This is a genomic window from Devosia sp., from assembly GCF_025809055.1.
Classification (GTDB): Bacteria; Pseudomonadota; Alphaproteobacteria; order Rhizobiales; family Devosiaceae; genus Devosia.
Genome location: NZ_CP075529.1, coordinates 284,396 through 300,152 on the forward strand (window position 1 = coordinate 284,396; position 15,757 = coordinate 300,152).

The 15,757-nt window shown below is 62.6% G+C and carries 16 protein-coding genes and 1 riboswitch; of the genes, 8 read left to right on the forward strand and 8 right to left on the reverse strand.

Annotated features, from left to right (window positions below; translation table 11 throughout):
* Positions 1 to 126 precede the first annotated feature (126 nt).
* From KIT02_RS01380 to KIT02_RS01395, 4 genes are all read left to right on the forward strand, one after another.
* A complete protein-coding gene (locus KIT02_RS01380) occupies positions 127 to 894 on the forward strand; it encodes an SDR family oxidoreductase (RefSeq protein WP_297581288.1) in 768 nt (255 codons plus the stop codon).
* The gene (locus tag KIT02_RS01385; RefSeq protein ID WP_297581290.1) at positions 894 to 1,805 is read left to right on the forward strand and encodes an SMP-30/gluconolactonase/LRE family protein; all 912 of its coding nucleotides are present in this window, start codon (positions 894 to 896) and stop codon (positions 1,803 to 1,805) included. Before KIT02_RS01380 ends, KIT02_RS01385 begins: the two co-directional genes overlap by 1 nt.
* Positions 1,806 to 2,115: 310 nt before the next feature.
* Positions 2,116 to 2,304: a hypothetical protein gene (locus KIT02_RS01390; RefSeq protein WP_297581292.1), complete on the forward strand. Its 189-nt coding sequence runs from the start codon at positions 2,116 to 2,118 to the stop codon at positions 2,302 to 2,304.
* Positions 2,305 to 2,405: 101 nt separating this feature from the next.
* Positions 2,406 to 4,142, forward strand: coding sequence for a hybrid sensor histidine kinase/response regulator (locus KIT02_RS01395; RefSeq protein ID WP_297581294.1), 1,737 nt, complete (start codon positions 2,406 to 2,408; stop codon positions 4,140 to 4,142).
* A 4-nt stretch (positions 4,143 to 4,146) separates the two neighbouring features.
* Here KIT02_RS01395 and KIT02_RS01400 read toward each other — a convergent pair whose 3' ends face one another.
* The gene (locus KIT02_RS01400) at positions 4,147 to 4,770 is read right to left on the reverse strand and encodes a response regulator transcription factor (RefSeq protein ID WP_297581296.1); all 624 of its coding nucleotides are present in this window, start codon (positions 4,768 to 4,770) and stop codon (positions 4,147 to 4,149) included.
* A gap of 101 nt (positions 4,771 to 4,871) precedes the next feature.
* A complete protein-coding gene (locus tag KIT02_RS01405; protein ID WP_297581298.1) occupies positions 4,872 to 5,384 on the reverse strand; it encodes a hypothetical protein in 513 nt (170 codons plus the stop codon).
* Positions 5,385 to 5,504: 120 nt separating this feature from the next.
* Between KIT02_RS01405 and gabD the strand changes: the two genes are divergently transcribed.
* Complete coding sequence (gene gabD, locus KIT02_RS01410) at positions 5,505 to 6,959, forward strand: NADP-dependent succinate-semialdehyde dehydrogenase (protein WP_297581300.1); 1,455 nt, start codon at positions 5,505 to 5,507, stop codon at positions 6,957 to 6,959.
* A gap of 62 nt (positions 6,960 to 7,021) precedes the next feature.
* Here the strand turns inward: gabD and KIT02_RS01415 are convergent, their stop codons facing one another.
* From KIT02_RS01415 to KIT02_RS01435, 5 genes are all read right to left on the reverse strand, one after another.
* Positions 7,022 to 8,023, reverse strand: coding sequence for an ABC transporter substrate-binding protein (locus tag KIT02_RS01415; RefSeq protein ID WP_297581302.1), 1,002 nt, complete (start codon positions 8,021 to 8,023; stop codon positions 7,022 to 7,024).
* Between the two features lie 4 nt (positions 8,024 to 8,027).
* Complete coding sequence (locus tag KIT02_RS01420) at positions 8,028 to 8,768, reverse strand: ABC transporter ATP-binding protein (RefSeq protein ID WP_297581303.1); 741 nt, start codon at positions 8,766 to 8,768, stop codon at positions 8,028 to 8,030.
* A complete protein-coding gene (locus KIT02_RS01425; protein WP_297581305.1) occupies positions 8,765 to 9,562 on the reverse strand; it encodes an ABC transporter permease in 798 nt (265 codons plus the stop codon). The genes KIT02_RS01420 and KIT02_RS01425 overlap by 4 nt, the downstream gene beginning before the upstream one ends.
* Before the next feature lie 9 nt (positions 9,563 to 9,571).
* Positions 9,572 to 10,183 (reverse strand): YkoF family thiamine/hydroxymethylpyrimidine-binding protein, encoded by a 612-nt coding sequence (locus KIT02_RS01430; RefSeq protein WP_297581307.1) that lies wholly within the window; start codon positions 10,181 to 10,183, stop codon positions 9,572 to 9,574.
* Positions 10,172 to 10,284, reverse strand: a riboswitch (TPP riboswitch). It overlaps the preceding gene by 12 nt.
* 143 nt (positions 10,285 to 10,427) lie before the next feature.
* Positions 10,428 to 11,324 carry an N-acetylmuramic acid 6-phosphate etherase gene (locus KIT02_RS01435; protein ID WP_297581309.1) on the reverse strand — a complete coding sequence of 299 codons (897 nt, stop codon included), beginning with the start codon at positions 11,322 to 11,324 and terminating at the stop codon, positions 10,428 to 10,430.
* A gap of 229 nt (positions 11,325 to 11,553) precedes the next feature.
* Here KIT02_RS01435 and KIT02_RS01440 point away from each other — a divergent pair, with 229 nt between their 5' ends.
* The 3 genes from KIT02_RS01440 to nagA are packed head-to-tail and all read left to right on the forward strand — an operon-like array spanning position 11,554 to position 14,521.
* Positions 11,554 to 12,339: a GntR family transcriptional regulator gene (locus KIT02_RS01440; RefSeq protein WP_297581311.1), complete on the forward strand. Its 786-nt coding sequence runs from the start codon at positions 11,554 to 11,556 to the stop codon at positions 12,337 to 12,339.
* Positions 12,336 to 13,364, forward strand: coding sequence for an SIS domain-containing protein (locus tag KIT02_RS01445; protein ID WP_297581313.1), 1,029 nt, complete (start codon positions 12,336 to 12,338; stop codon positions 13,362 to 13,364). Before KIT02_RS01440 ends, KIT02_RS01445 begins: the two co-directional genes overlap by 4 nt.
* Positions 13,361 to 14,521 (forward strand): N-acetylglucosamine-6-phosphate deacetylase, encoded by a 1,161-nt coding sequence (nagA, locus tag KIT02_RS01450; RefSeq protein ID WP_297581316.1) that lies wholly within the window; start codon positions 13,361 to 13,363, stop codon positions 14,519 to 14,521. Before KIT02_RS01445 ends, nagA begins: the two co-directional genes overlap by 4 nt.
* A 214-nt stretch (positions 14,522 to 14,735) precedes the next feature.
* On the opposite strand, the gene KIT02_RS01455 is transcribed toward nagA, so the two are convergent.
* A complete protein-coding gene (locus KIT02_RS01455; protein ID WP_297581318.1) occupies positions 14,736 to 15,479 on the reverse strand; it encodes an SDR family oxidoreductase in 744 nt (247 codons plus the stop codon).
* Positions 15,480 to 15,757 lie beyond the last annotated feature (278 nt).

Genomic DNA, 15,757 nt, shown 5'->3' on the forward strand with positions numbered 1-15,757 from the left:
ACCTCCCATTTTTTAACGTTTGCATTGTTGTGTTTTTGAAATTGCAAACGCTTTAAATTGATTGCATGAAGGAATTGGCGCTGTCAATACGCGCCCTATCAGCTCAACGAAGCATTGGAGGAGGCCATGACGTCCGGACGATTTCTGGTCACAGGGGCAGGCATGGGCATTGGCGAGGCGGTGGCCCATCGATTGGCTGCGGACGGACATCGCCTGGCCCTCTTTGATATCGATGCGGCAGCGCTGGCGCGCGTTGCTGCCGCCCTGCAAAATGACCCCGTAACCACTGTCGGCTCGGTCGGCGACGAAATGGCCTGCCAGCGGGCCGTTGCCGAAGCCGTCGCTGCCTTTGGTGGCCTCGACGGCGTTTCGCACAATGCTGGAATCCAGCGCTACGGCGACGTGACCACGACCAGTCTCGATCTCTGGAACGAGGTTCTGGCGGTCAATCTCACCGGTGCATTTCTCGTTGCCAAGGCGGCCATGCCGGAATTGCGCAAGTCACGGGGCTCTGTGGTTCTGACCGCTTCCGTTCAGGGCATGGCCGCGCAAAAGGGCGCCCTGGCCTATGTCGCCGCCAAGCACGGGCTGGTCGGCCTGGTCGCCGGCATGGCGATGGACGAAGCGCCAAACAATGTGCGCATCAATGGTGTTGCGCCGGGATCGGTCGACACGCCCATGTTGCGCAATGCCATCGCCCAGGATCCCAATCCGGATCGCCTCAACCGGGAAATCGATCTCATGCATCCACTCGGGCGCCGCGCACGTCCGGAGGAGGTTGCCGATGTCATTGCGTTTCTGCTGTCGCCGCAGGCTTCCTTCATGACCGGCGAAGTCGTGCGGGTCGATGGCGGCTTGCTTTCCAGGATCCCCGGCGCGCCGGAGACGGACTGATGCCCGAGCCAATAGGGCGGATCGGAAACGCCACAGACCAGGTTGGTGAAAGCCCGGTCTGGGATGAGCAGACCGGCAGGCTTTACTGGGTCGACATCGTCGGCAGGGCCGTGCGGCGATGGACTCGGGCCACCGATGTCATCGAGAGCCGCGCTGTTGCCGATTTTCCCAGCGCAGTCGCGCTTTGCCGCTCGGATGCGCGCCTGGTTTTGACGGTCGGTCGGACCTTTGGCTATTTCGACTTTGACGCCAATCGCTTCGCGCCGGAACATTTCCTCGAAAGCCGTGAGGACATGCGGCTCAATGAGGGAAAGTGTGATCCAGCCGGGCGGTTCTGGTGTGCCAGCATGGAAAACAACCTCAACGCCGATGGCTCGCCGCGCCAGCAGGCCCATTGGCGCGGCCGCCTGTTCAGCGTCGCTGGAAATACTGTCACGGGACCAGTCGAAGAGGGGTTCGGCATCCCCAACACGATGGCCTGGTCTCCTAATGGTGACCGCTTCTACTTCGGCGACAGCGCCCGCAATGTCATCTGGACCTGCGCCTACGATGGCCAAACAGGCCGTCTGGGAGAGCGGGAGGTGTTCACTCAGGGCGGTCCGGGTGTCCCGGACGGATCGGCAATCGATGCCGAAGGATGTCTCTGGAATGCCCGCTTCGGCGCGAATTGCATCATACGTTATCGACCCGATGGCCATGTGGATCGCGTGGTCGACCTTCCGGCAAGTAATCCCACCTCATGTTGTTTCGGGGGCGAGACCCTGACAGAGCTTTTCGTCACAACTGCCTGTTATGGCGTTGAAAAACCGACCGCATGGGACGGTGCGGTGCTCCTGGTTCAAACCGGGACCATGGGGCAGGCCGGACATCGCTATCTGTTCACGGCCAGGCCAATAGCCACGCCCGGCTAGAGCGTTTTCAGGAAAAGTGGACACCACTTTTCTCCTCGGGCATCGCCCCGAGGATCGAAAACGCGACAAATCAACAACCTAGAGTACTCGTTTTGATTCAATCAGAACGCGTGCCTAGTACACCTGTACGAATGGTCACAGAGACCGCCTGCGCATACTTACCTGCCATTGCCTGAGTTCAATGGAGGGACGAGAGATGTTGAGCAAATTCGGATCCACGGCCATAGCGGCAGGCCTCGTTTTGGCCACCGCCAGCGCGGCTGTTGCAAGTGATTACTATACTGTCGAGTGTGATGGATCGGGCCAATCCATGGCTACGCTTCAGCCCTCGGCAGACAAGGTGAATCGCCACGAGTTCTGCGGGTACACAATGTTTCTCAGCGACTATCAGGTGAGCAAGATCAACGACATCTGTGCCGGAAAGACCATCTACATTTCCTATGTCAGCAACAACAGGCCGGGCCCTACGCTGTGCCAGCTTGATGTGGGGTACAATTGATCCCGTCGGCCGCCTAAGGTGACCCTGGATCTGCGGGCTGCCGATTTTCAGGCGTCCTGTTTGATCGCCGTGTCAGTCACCACTTTCTGAAGGCCTGCCGCTTGCTGCCCCAAACGAACCCATTTCGAACGGAAACCTGGCAGGTCCGGTATCTGTTCGATCTGGGCTTTCAGGGATGGCTGGTGCATATCGGCGTCGTTGGCCTCACCGGCTGGCTGCTCGTCGGGGCCAACCCCGATGCCATGTGGCCGGTGCTGTGGACCGGCCTCATGCTGGTCCTGTCTGTCCTTATGGCCCTGCTGTGCAAGACCCATGCGTCTGGCACGCGCCATAGCGAATATGAATTCCGGCGGGCAGGCTGGGGCCATACCATCCTGACAGCGCTGGTCGGATTGACCTGGGGCTACGGCGCCATAGTCGTTTATCTGAACAACGACTTCGAAATTCTGGCCGTCTATTCGCTTGCCCTGGGTGGCACTGCTCTGGGCGCCGTGTCTTCGCAGCACGCGGTTCCGCGCTCGGCCTTCACCAGCATCTGGACTTCGGTCCCCTTGTTGGCCCTGGCTCACAAGTTGGAAGCCGGCGATCCAGCCATCGGCGCCATGGTGATGCTCTATGCGCTCATCTTGTCAATTCTGACAGCGCGCATGCACCGGTTCCTGGCCACCAATCACAACCTGACACAGTCCCTCGATGAGAAAGTCGGGCAACTGACGCGCGCGTCCGCCGATCTCATCAAGGCTCGGGAAGAGGCCGAGGAGGCCAATCTGTCGAAATCGCGGTTTCTCGCGCAGGCCAGCCACGATCTGCGCCAACCGATCCATGCAATCGGCCTATTGACGGCATCGCTTGAGGAAACGCGGCTCAACCGCGAGCAGCGGCAGATGGTCGAGAGCATTGAGTCTTCGGTCGAATCTGTCACCAGCCTTTTCGGGTCGCTGCTCGACATTTCACGCCTGGATGTCGGTGGCGTAACCGCAAAGCCGGCGCCCGTGCAACTCGGGGCATTCCTCGACCAACTGGTTACGCAAAATCGGGAACTGGCAGCAAAGGCCAATTGCACCCTTGCGCATGTCCAAACGTCCGCCTGGGTCGAAACCGACGGCAATCTGCTGTTCACAATGGTCCAGAACGTGCTCGGCAATGCGTTCAAATACGCCCCGGGCAGCCGGGTGCTGATCGGGCCGCGGCGGGTTGCTGGGCACTTTGCCCTGCAGATATGCGACACCGGCCCGGGGATAGAGCCAACCCAGATCGAAGCCGTATTCAGTGAGTTTTACCGTCTCGAAACGGCGGAGGCAGGCAACACCACGGAAGGTATGGGCCTGGGACTGGCCATTGTGCGCGGCCTTGGCGACCTGCTGGACCTCGACGTCCGCCTGGCTTCCGTACCAGGCCGGGGCACGTCGGTGATCATATCCGGGCTTGTGCCAACGGTTCCTGCCAGCGCCGCCCCCGCCAGGAAGTCGCGATCCCATTTGCTTTCTGGCAAACGGATTTGCCTGATCGATGATGACGAAACCGTCCGCAATGCAACCGTCGGCCTGTTGGAGCGCTGGGGCTGCATTGTCGATACCGCCGCCTCTTCCGGCGACGTCGCCGGCCGCTACGACGCTATACTGGCCGACATGCAATTAGGCGACGGCCAGACCGGGATAGACGCGATAGAAGCCATTCGCCGGCAGGCAGGCAGGGATATCCCCGCGGTGGTGCTGACTGGCCATAGCGACAGCCAGACCCGGACAGTCATCTCGGCGGCCAACCTGCCTGTTCTGAGCAAACCTGTGCGGCCTGCCGAACTCAGGGCCATGCTGACCCGTCTCTGCCTCGGGCTGTGATTTCCTAGAGGCCAAAATCCTTGGCGGCGGCCACGGCAGCCGCCCGGGATTTGACATTGAGCAGCTTGAAAATCGCTGACACATGCACGCGAACGGTGAACGGAGAAATGCCCAGCTCGCGGGCGATTTCCTTGTTGCTGAGACCAAGGACGAGCTGGCCCAGAATCTGCCGCTGGCGTGGGGAAATGCGTGAGATGTCGCTGCTCTCGGTATCCAGATGGGAACTGGCCGCAGTCTTTGCGTCCACCACCACGATCTCGCCGTCGATCACACTGGCGATGGCGTTGCCGATGGTGGCCGGACTGGCTGCCTTGGACACAAACCCGTCGGCGCCCTCGGCCATCACCCGCTCGATCGTTTCATCCTCGTCATCCATGGAGACGACAAGGATCGAACTGGCCGGATAGTCCCGGCGCAATCCCAGGATCGAGGTTTCCAGTGCGAATCCAGGAAAATGAAGGTCCAGGACAAACAGGCCGGGCGCGTCTGCATTGGCAAGTTCTACCACGCGGGAAAAACTGTCAGCCTCCGACACGCTCGAACCGGGTAATGCCCGCAAGACAAGCCGGCGCAGGCCATCCCGGAAGATCGGGTGGTCGTCTGCAAGAATGATCCTGGTCTCTGTCATGCCGTCCCGTCCCTGGACAGTTCCTATCAATTTGAGGGCGGGGGTGCCATTAGTACACCCGTTCTATGAGACCGGGCTTGTGCGGATGCGCCCGCCTCAGGCTACTCTGGTGTCAGGCCCCTGTGGCAAACGGAACGGATCGCCTGTTCCACCCGGCGCGAGCCGTTCATGGAGAACCTCGCAACCTCCCGGCTGTCCATACTGAGGATGCGCAGGACAGAGGCGCCGCCGAACGAATCAAGCACGCCCGCCTCGAAGTAGAGCGAACCGGTCCAGGCCTTGTCTGGCGCAAAATACCAGACATCCGACCAGCCATCCGCCGCGAAGTCCTTTCCGGTTCCCTCGAACCGGAAGATCAGCTGTGTTTCAGCATCGTCGATACTCTCGAGATGCGGAAACTCATCGGCCACGAATGTCAGCTGATAAACACCAGGGTCATCCCCACTGTCGCATTGAAGGCTGAGGTAAAATCCTGCCTCCTGAACACTTGCCGAGACACGCACGCCACCATTTGGACTTGCGCCCGTGGCATAGTCCCAACCCGCTATCGCGTGAGGGGCGGTCGTCAGGAACAGGCTTGTCGAGAGCCAGATCGCATGGCAACGGACATTCATGGATGTTTCCCCCGTCGTTCGGGTCCATCCTGCCCCCTGTTCGCGGCCAGGGCCACTAGTACAGAAAGACTAGGGCCGCCCGCATCGAAAACAGCAAGACCATCCATAGGAGCCTAGCCCATGCAGCTCGACGACACGACACTCCTGCGCCAGAGCGCGCTTGTCGGAGACACCTGGATCGACGCTGATCCGGCGTCAGGCATTGCCGTGACCAATCCGGCCACCGGCGAGACCATCGGCTATGTGCCCAGGCTCGGCGCGGAAGAAACGCGCGCGGCAATTGCTGCGGCCGAGGCGGCGCAAAAGCAATGGGCTGCCCGCACCGCCAAGGAGCGCTCAGGCATTCTGCGCCGCTGGTTTGAGCTGATGATGGAGAACCAGACCGATCTGGGGCGCATTCTGACGCTTGAGCAGGGCAAGCCGCTGAAAGAGGCAATCGGCGAGATCGCCTATGGCGCCAGTTTCATCGAGTGGTTCGCCGAAGAGGCCCGGCGCGTCTATGGCGATCTTATTCCCGGCCATCGCGCCGATGCGCGCATCATGGTGATGAAGCAGCCGATTGGCGTGGTTGCGGCGATCACGCCGTGGAACTTCCCCAACGCCATGATCACGCGCAAGGCCGGTCCGGCATTGGCCGCCGGCTGTGCCATGGTCCTGAAACCCGCCAGCCAGACACCGTTTTCTGCCATTGCGCTGGCCGTGCTGGCCGAGCGCGCCGGCTTGCCGAACGGCCTCTTCAGCGTCGTCACCGGATCGGCCCGGGAGATCGGCGCGGAAATGACCGCGAGCCCCATCGTGCGCAAGCTGACCTTTACCGGCTCCACCGAAGTCGGTGCCGAGCTCTACAAACAGAGCGCGCCGACCATCAAGAAGCTCGGCCTCGAGCTGGGCGGCAACGCGCCCTTTATCGTCTTCAACGATGCCGATCTCGATGCCGCGGTCGATGGCGCCCTGATCGCGAAATTCCGCAATAACGGCCAGACCTGCGTCTGCGCCAACCGCATCTATGTGCAGGATGGCGTCTATGATGCCTTCGCCGAAAAGCTCGCCAATGCCGTGGGAACGCTCAAGACCGGCAATGGTTTTGACGAAGGCGTCATGCTTGGGCCGTTGATCGACCAGGCGGCGCTCGACAAGGTCGAAGAGCACGTGGCCGATGCCACGGGCAAGGGCGCCAAGGTGTTGCGAGGCGGAAAACAGCACCCCCTGGGCGGCACCTTCTACGAACCGACGATCCTGACGAACGTTACGCCTGATATGGCCGTCGCCCGTGAAGAGACCTTCGGGCCCCTGGCGCCGCTTTTCCGCTTCACCGACGACGCCGACGTCATCGCCCAGGCCAATGACACCGAGTTTGGTCTTGCGTCCTACTTCTACGCCCGTGACCTCGCACGCGTCTGGCGGGTGGCCGAAGCGCTCGAATATGGCATGGTCGGAGTGAATACCGGCCTGGTCTCGACTGCCGAGGCCCCCTTTGGTGGGGTGAAAATGTCGGGCCTTGGCCGCGAAGGCTCGCGCTACGGCATCGAGGATTTTGTCGAGATAAAATATGTCTGTCTGGGCGGTATCGCCTGACCATTCCACTGCGCGCTCGCAGGTAGCGAGGCGGCCAAATTCCGCCTCGCGCCTGTTGCGGCCTACTTGCCGATGAGGGCGTTGGTGTAGAATGCACCCGCGTCGGGCACGCTGGGCAGCGGCTTGCCATCTGCGTCCAGCAGCAGGCCGGCATCGAACAGATAGTCGGCCATCGCCTGCATCTTGTCCGCGTCGATGGTGCCGATCTGGCCATCGGCGCTGCGCAGATAATGCCCATCCACCAGTGCGGCCATTGAGGCGTGCACCAGGGCGGTGTCGGTCAAAACATCGGCATTGGCGGCCAGAAGCAGTTCGGCCGCCTCCTCGGGATGATCGGCCGCATATTCATAGCCGCGTGCGGTTGCGTTGATGAAGGCCCGGCCGGTTTCCTCGTGCTCGGACAGATAGGCGCCGCTGGTGCCTATAAAGGTGGTGTGCTGGTCAGGTACACCGAAATCGGCATATCGGAAGGCACCCTGGGGCCGGCCATCGATTTCGGCTTTCACACCCTCCCAGGTATAGACTTCGAGGGTGAAATCCACAGCGCCATTGGCCAGTGCTTCGTAGGCGGACGTGCCGAGGGTAACCGTTTCATACGCGCCTGAACCGCCATCGTGGCGGATCATTTCCCCGATGAGGGCGTCTTCCCAGGCGCTGCCGAAGCCTGCATAAATCTTGCCGTCGAGATCGGCCGGGCGGGTGATGTCGTCGCGTTCGCCATCAAACACCAGGCGCCCGGTTTCCGTTTGCACGACAGCATAGGTCGCTACCAGGTCCGCCCCCGCCGCACCCAGCGTGAACAGCGATACCCCGCCAAGGATGCCGAAATCGGCCACGCGATTGGCAACCAGCGTCGAGGCGGAGGCGTCCGAATAGGGGAGAATGGTCACGTCCAGCCCCGCATCGGCATAGTAGCCGAGGCTTTCGGCCACATAGATGCCGACATGGTTGGTATTCGGCGTCCAGTCGAGCGCGATGCTCACGCTCCGGTCTTGCGCCCAGGCCGCCGGGGCGAGCAGCGTTGCGGCAAGGGTCAGTGACGGCAGAATAAGTCTGCGGGTCATCGTGTCAGGTCTCCATTTTGAACAGGGAATCGAGGATTTCGCCCTCGATCGCGCCGGCCTCGGGCAGGCGGTCACGCGGTCGGGAAAGGGGGATGGCGATCTCGCGCACGACCCGGGCCGGGCGGGCCGAAAGCAACACGATGCGGTCGGAGAGAGCGACGGCTTCGCGCACGTCATGGGTCACGAGCAGCACCGACCAGCCAAAGTCCGTCCACATGCGCGCCAGCCAGCGTTGCATCTGGATGCGGGTGAGAGCGTCGAGGGCGCCGAAGGGTTCATCGAGCAGCACCGTGTTCCGGCCCTGCACGGCCGTGCGCAACAAGGCCACGCGCTGCCGCATCCCGCCGGACAATTGCGCGGGAAAATGGTGCTCGAAACCCTTGAGCCCGAATGTCTCGATCAGCGGGGCAACCATGGCGCGGGCATCGCGCCGCTTGATGCCCCGCACTTCAAGCCCGACCGTCGCGTTATCGAGAACTGTGCGCCAGGCCATCAGCGCGTCGTGCTGGGGCATGAAGGCGAAGGGGAATTGCCCCGCAGCCAGCGGTGCGCCATCCACAAAAATCTGGCCCTGATCGGGCCGGATTCGCCCTGTGAGAATGTTGAGGATGGTCGATTTCCCGGAGCCGGATGGGCCGAGGATAGAGACGAACTCACCCTTGCCGACCGTCAGGTCGAGATTGTCCAGAACCTTGAGCCCATCAAAGCCTTTGCCCACGCCCTTCAGGGTCAGCGCGCTGCTCATGGCTTTGCCGCCCGCGTGGCGCGCAGCCAGGGCATGGTCAGGGCCTGGATCGCCAGAGTCAGGCCGAACAGGACCAGCGTCAGCGTCGCGCTGACTGCGACCGCCGCCAGCACCAGGTCGGGTCTGAAATTGTTCTTCGCGCTCAGGATATAGATGCCGAGGCCCTTCGCCGCGCCGGCATATTCAGCAAAGATGGCGGCGACGACGGCATAGGTGATCGAAATGCGCAGGCCCGCAAAGAAGTAAGGCAGGGCCGAGGGCAGGCGGGCCATGGTGAACATGCGCCACCGCGGCGCTCCCATGCTGGCAAGCAGGGCGGAAATGTCGCGATCCGTCGACTCGAAGCCTTCGACGAGCGCCACGAGCATCGGAAAAAACGTCACCAGCGCGACGAGCAGGATCTTCGGTGCCAGCCCGAATCCGAACCAGAGCACCACCAGCGGTGCGATGGCGACCAGCGGCAGGGTCTGGCTGATGATGAAGATCGGGAACAAGGCGCGCCGCACACGCGGGTGAAAATCCACCAGGACGGCGAGGAAAAAGGCCGAGAGCAGCGAACACGCAAAGCCGGCCACGGTCGCCTGCATGCTGGCCAGCGCATGATCCGCCAGCGCCAGCCGGTGCTCGATCAACTGCTGGCCGATGCGGCTCGGCGCCGGCAGGACCGTTGGCGCAATTCCCCCCAGGCGCACGCTCGCTTCCCAGGCCAGCAGAACCGCCGCGACGGAGAGTACTGGCGGCAATGCGCGCACCAGAAATGCCGCGCCACCGGCGCGACCATCGGGACTGGTCATGGCTTGCCCCTAGGCCGTAACGGAGGGGCTGTTGGCCGAGACAGTCAGGTCGATGGTGACATGGCCCTGCTTGCTGCCAAACGCGCAGAACGCCTGCTCGAGGGTCGCGAAAACCAGCCCGGCATCGCCCTTGAGCCTGGTGCAGAAATTCTTGGCGCGGTCGAAGGCACCCGACTGCTTGACGAAGTCAATGCAGCCATAGATTTCGTCCATGTGGTGATTACTGCCCAGCACGTAGAGCGAAAACTGGGCGCTCGCGTCTACGCCCTTGTGCGGCGCATCTTTCAAGGCCGCCAGCGCCGTTTCCATCCGCTCCGCAAGCGGTTCTTCAGGGCCGTCGAACCCGGGTGCGTTGCAGATGGCATCATCGGGCTCGCCCGGGCATCCCCGCGAGATTGTGGCCGACAGCACGCAGTGCACGCCGCCCTTGCCGGCAACGCTGTAGAGGTCGCGCATGGCGGCAAAAACCACCTCCGGCGGACCGACGATGAGGGTCGAAATATCGTCCGTCTCGATCCTGAGATGTTCGCGGTAGGGATCGAGTGCGCTCAGCGCATCGGTGATGATCCAGATGAAGTCACTGGACATCGGATAAAGGGAAATTTGTGCGCCTGAAAACATGCCGCCTCGCTCCGCTGGTATTACCCAGATCAGCTTGAGGGTCCGAAGGCATGCCGCCCTCATCTCAGCCCCGACTGTACGGAGCACCCCTGTGGTTGGAGCTTCAGCATAGCGATTCGAATTCTGTCCGCAAGACCCGAAACGCGACTAGAAATCTTTAGAAATTAATGAATGTATATCAATGGCATAGTCGAAGATCAGTAACGGATGGATTGCGGGTTGGGCGGCCCTGGAGCAGCAGGATTTAGCTGCCCAGCGTCGCGAGCGCGGCCCGGATTTTCCCGCCATGACTGGCCAGAAGTTGCGTGGCGTGGCGCGCATCCCTGGCGCCGGACGACAGCAGGATCGCGGCCTTTACCGAGCCCCCGCAGGCGTCGAGTGCGGCGGCGGCCCGAGCCGCGTCCACACCCGTCACTTTCGCGACGATTCCCTGCGCCCGCTCACGCAGCTTTTCGTTGTCGGCAACGAGATTGACCATATAGCCGTCATGCACGTGCCCCAGGTGTATGGCCATCAGCGTCGAGAGCATGTTGAGCGCGATTTTTTGTGCCGTGGCGGCTCCCATGCGGGTCGATCCGGCAATGACTTCCGGCGGCGTCGGCAGGCAGATGGAAACATCGACCGCCTCGAACAGCGGTGCCCCGGAATTGTTCGCAATGCCGATGGTTTTGGCGCCCGCCGCTCGCGCCGTTTTCGCCGCGGCCATGGGGAACCGCGTCTGACCGCTGGCAGTGACCGCGATCAGGCAATCCCGTTCCGTCGGCGCCAGTGCCGTCACTGCCTGTTCTGCGGCCGCTCCGTCGTCTTCTGGCCCACCGCGCATGTCAACGAGGGATTCAGGCCCGCCGGCCAGCACGATATGGATGCGCTCGCGCGACAAACCATAGGTGCCCGGAAGTTCCAGGGCGTCGGCAAGGGCCATCAGCCCGGAGCTGCCGGCTGCCGCGTAGATCAGCCGGCCATCGCTTTCCATCGAGCGCGCCATCAGGGCGGCCCCGGCGCCGATCTGGTCTATGGCGCAGGCGACGCTGGCCGCGGCATCCACCTGGCTTTTGGCCAGCAGGGTGAGGATGTCTCCGTCACCGCGCAGCTCGAGTCCATCGGCATCCGCATGGTGCATTTCCGTCTGCCGCTGCGTCACTCACCCCTCCCGGCCATAATGCCAAAAAAATACCACTTTTCCGAATTTGCTGCGCAATGATCGGGTCGGTAGCCAATTTTGTAAAAGCTATCCAGCCAGATATGCACATCTGCCTGTGCTGCAGACTTGCGAACGGGCGAATGGTATTTTATTGGTATTACACCCGGCATGCGGGTGTCAAAGGCGTTGCCGGTGCCGTTTGCGGCGGCAGGTGTGCCAAGGAGGCAGGGTGTCAGAGCAGTCCGAAGTCTTGTTCGGTAACGGGCCGGTTACTTTGCCGCCGGGCGGTCCGCTCTATCTGCAACTCAAACGCTGGATTGAAGATGCCATAGAACGCGGCACAATCAACCCCGGAGATGCATTGCCGTCGGAGCGTGACTTGGCTCTGCGCGCTGATGTTTCCCGCGTCACCGTGCGCAAGGCCGTGCAGGAGCTTGTGCAGGATGGCGTACTGGTCCAGCGCCACGGCTCGGGAACCTTCGTGGCGCCGCAGACTCAGCGCGTCGAACAGTCCCTGTCACAGCTCACGTCCTTTACCGAAGATATGGCCCGGCGCGGCATGGCCGTGCGGGCGGAATGGCTCGATCGCGGCATCTATACGCCCTCGCCGGACGAAACCGTCATCCTGGCCCTGGGCGCTGGCGAAGACGTCGCGCGCATTGCCCGGCTCCGCCTGACCGGTGACATGCCTCTGGCCATCGAGCGTGCCAGCCTGTCCGCCTCGGTCCTGCCGCGGCCGCAGGAGCTGGGGGACTCGCTCTACAAATACCTCGATCGCTTCGGCAATCGCCCGGTGCGGGCCATCCAGCGTATTCGGGCCGCCAACATCACCGAAGCCGACGCGCATCTCTTGCAGGTGCCCACCGGCGCCGCCGGCCTGCACATCGAGCGCATCTCCTACCTGCCCACGGGCCGTGCCATCGAATTCACCCGCTCCATCTACCGGGGCGATACCTACGACTTCGTCGCTGAGCTGCGGTTGGGCGACGCCAATAATACGAGCAAGAAGAAATGACCGATCAGACCCATATGCGCCGGGAAATCAATGAAATCCCAGACGTCGTCGCGGGATTTCTCTCGAATTCGGCCACGGTCCTCGATGCCGCCGCGAAGCGCCTGCAAGACGTTGATCCGCGCCTCGTGGCCACGGTCGCGCGTGGTTCTTCCGATCATGCCTCGACCTATCTCAAATATGCCATCGAACTGGTGCTCGGCCTCCCGGTTGCTTCGGTCGGGCCGTCCATCGCCTCGATCTATGGCCGCGATCTCAAGCTTGATCGCGCTGCTGCCATCGCCGTGTCGCAGTCCGGAAAGAGCCCGGATATCGTCGGGATGGCCCAGTCCGTGCGCCGCTCGGGCGCCGTCACCATCGCCATCACCAACACGGCCGGCTCGCCCCTCGATCAGGCCTCCGATTTCACCATCGACCTGCAAGCCGGCGTCGAAAAGAGCGTTGCCGCGACCAAGACATTCGTGACCTCGATCGTCGCCGGCCTCGCCCTTCTGGCGCGCTGGGCCGATGATGATGCCTTGACCGCGGCCGTACACAACCTGCCCGAAAGCCTGGCGCGCGCAGTGACCTGTGACTGGTCGGAACTGATCTGCGCGCTCGATGGCCACGACTCTCTATATGTTCTGGGCCGTGGACCCGGATTTGCCATCGCCAATGAAGCGGCGCTCAAGTTCAAGGAGACCTGCGGCATCCAGGGCGAGTCCTATAGCGCCGCCGAAGTCATGCATGGTCCGGTATCCATCGTCACCAAGGGCTATCCGGTTCTCGGCCTTGCGGCCCGCGATGCTGCCGAGGCCTCGGTGGCCGATATGGCGCATAAGCTCGCCGGGCAGGGGGCCAAGGCATTCCTGACCAGCGACAGGCCCGGCGCTGCTGCCCGCCTCGACTTTGCGCCCACCGGTCATCCGATTACCGACCCCCTGGCGCTGATCGTCAGCTTCTACGGCTGCGTTGAAGCCTTGGCCCGGCATCGCGGGCTGAACCCGGACGAGCCCCCCATGCTGAAAAAGGTCACCGAGACGGTATGAGCGAACTACAGGCCATATGCTGCCCCCGGATCTTTGACGGCGAGGTCTGGCACGACAGCGCCGCCCTATTGATCGAATTCGGCTTCGTCTCCGGCATCGTGCCAGCGGATGCCATTCCGGCCGGGGCAACCAGGGTCGATCTCGGGCAGGGCATGATCGTGCCGGGCTTCGTCGATCTGCAGGTGAACGGCGGCGGTGGGGTGCTGTTCAACAACGCGCCCGATCTCGATTCCATCCGCACCATCTGCTCGGCTCATGCCCAGTTCGGCACCACCGCCCTCTTGCCGACGCTGATCACCGATACGGTCGCGGTGAACGTCGCTGCCATGGCCGCCGGCGTTGCTGCCGCTGGTCAATCGGTTCCTGGTTTTCTTGGCCTGCACCTTGAAGGGCCGCACCTGTCACTGGCCCGCAAGGGCACGCACGACCCGGCATTGATCCGTCCGATGGACGATGAGGACCTTGCCCGCCTCGTGTCCGCCGCGGCCGCGTTGCCCAATCTCCTCTGCACAGTCGCCCCGGAATCGGTGTCCCCGGAACAGATCAGGACATTGGCCGGTGCCGGCATCGTCGTCAGCATCGGCCATTCTGACGCGAGCTATGCCGCGGCGCGGGCCGCCTTCGATGCAGGGGCAAGCATGGCCACGCATCTGTTCAACGCCATGAGCCAGATGGGCAATCGGGAACCGGGCGTGGTCGGGGCCGTGCTCGACGCGCCCGGCGTCACTGCCGGCCTCATCGCCGATGGTATCCACGTGCATCCGGCCGCGATCGGCGCCGCCCTCAGGGCCAAGCGCGGTGAAGGCGGGATATTCCTCGTCACCGACGCCATGTCACAGACCGGCACCGATCTCACCAGCTTCACTCTCAATGGCCGCCTCATCACCAGGTCCAACGGCGCCCTGCGCCTTGATGATGGCACATTGGCTGGTGCCGACCTCGATATGATCGACGCCGTCAACTATACGGTCGACACCATTGGCCTGCCGCTCGACGAGGCCCTGCGCATGGCCAGCCTCTATCCCGCCAGAGCATTGGGCGTGGATGAAACGCACGGACACCTGCGCCCGCAGGCCCGCGCGGATTTCGTGATTCTCGATCCATCCCGCAGCGTGAACAGCACCTGGATCGGCGGCGAACAGGTCTGGTCCGCCTGATCAAAACTCTCTGACGACGAACCAAGCCATCGCCTCCATCGCCCCCTCGCCCCTCCGGGGAGAGGGCCGGGGTGAAGGGAGACAGGCGAATATTCCCCGGCTCCGGCCCTCTTCACCTCCCCCTTCAAGGGGGAGGCAAGCGCAGCTTGGCCCGCAGGGCCTTAGCGAAGCTCGGAGGGGGTGTTCGCGCCACCAACTCAACCGCGCGAAATGCCTACCCACGCCCGATATAGGGCATCGTCGTGGCCATGACGGTCATGAACTGCACATTGGCCGCGAGCGGCAGGCTTGCCATGTAGGTGACTGCGTCGACCACATGCTTCAGGTCAAAGGTCGGTTCCGGCATCATGGTGCCATTGGCCTGGAGCGACCCCGCGTTCATCGAACTCGTCATGTCCGTCGCCGCATTGCCGATATCGATCTGGCCGCAGGCGATATTGTAAGCCCGGCCGTCGAGCGAGATCGACTTGGTGAGCCCGGTGATGGCGTGCTTGGTCGTGGTATAGGAGGCCGCCTGTGGCCGCGGCACATAGGCCGAGATCGAACCGTTGTTGATGATCCGCCCGCCTTGCGGAGCCTGCGCACGCATCGTCCGGAAAGCCTCGCGCGCGACATAGAAGGCGCCGTTGAGATTGGTATCGACCATCTCGCGCCAGGTTTCGACCGCCAGATCGCCGAACGGCGTGGCCGGGGCAAAGCGCCCCGCATTGTTGAACACGAGGTCGATGCGCCCGTAGCTGGACCGAATCTCATCAAACAGCGCCGCAACCGAACCCGGGTCGGTGACGTCACACACGGCGCCGTCCAGCCCATGCTCGCTTCGGGCCTGTTCAACCAGTTCCGCCCGCCGGCCGCAGATCATGACCGTCCATCCGGCAAGTTTGAGGCCCTTGGCGCTGGCGAGTCCGATGCCGGATGTGCCGCCGGTGACCAGTGCAAAACGCGTTCCCGCCATCATTGTCTCCACATTTTCACCACTTCGGCGCCCACGATTGGGCGAGAGTGCTGGATCATCGATTTACCCCGCGCGGACGCCACGATGTGCCGGGGCCAGGCGCCAACCCGCGCAAACGCGGGCTTTTTAACCACTTGTTCAGTCGTCTTAACAGTCCGTTTCGAACTGTGTGCTGAATCTGCAACAACCGCTTCGCAACCATATTGTGGCGGCATGAAAAGGGGCTTGCCGCGATTGCGTCGGCTTTCTGCATGCGTAGAGTGGGTCTTGCGAATCCATGC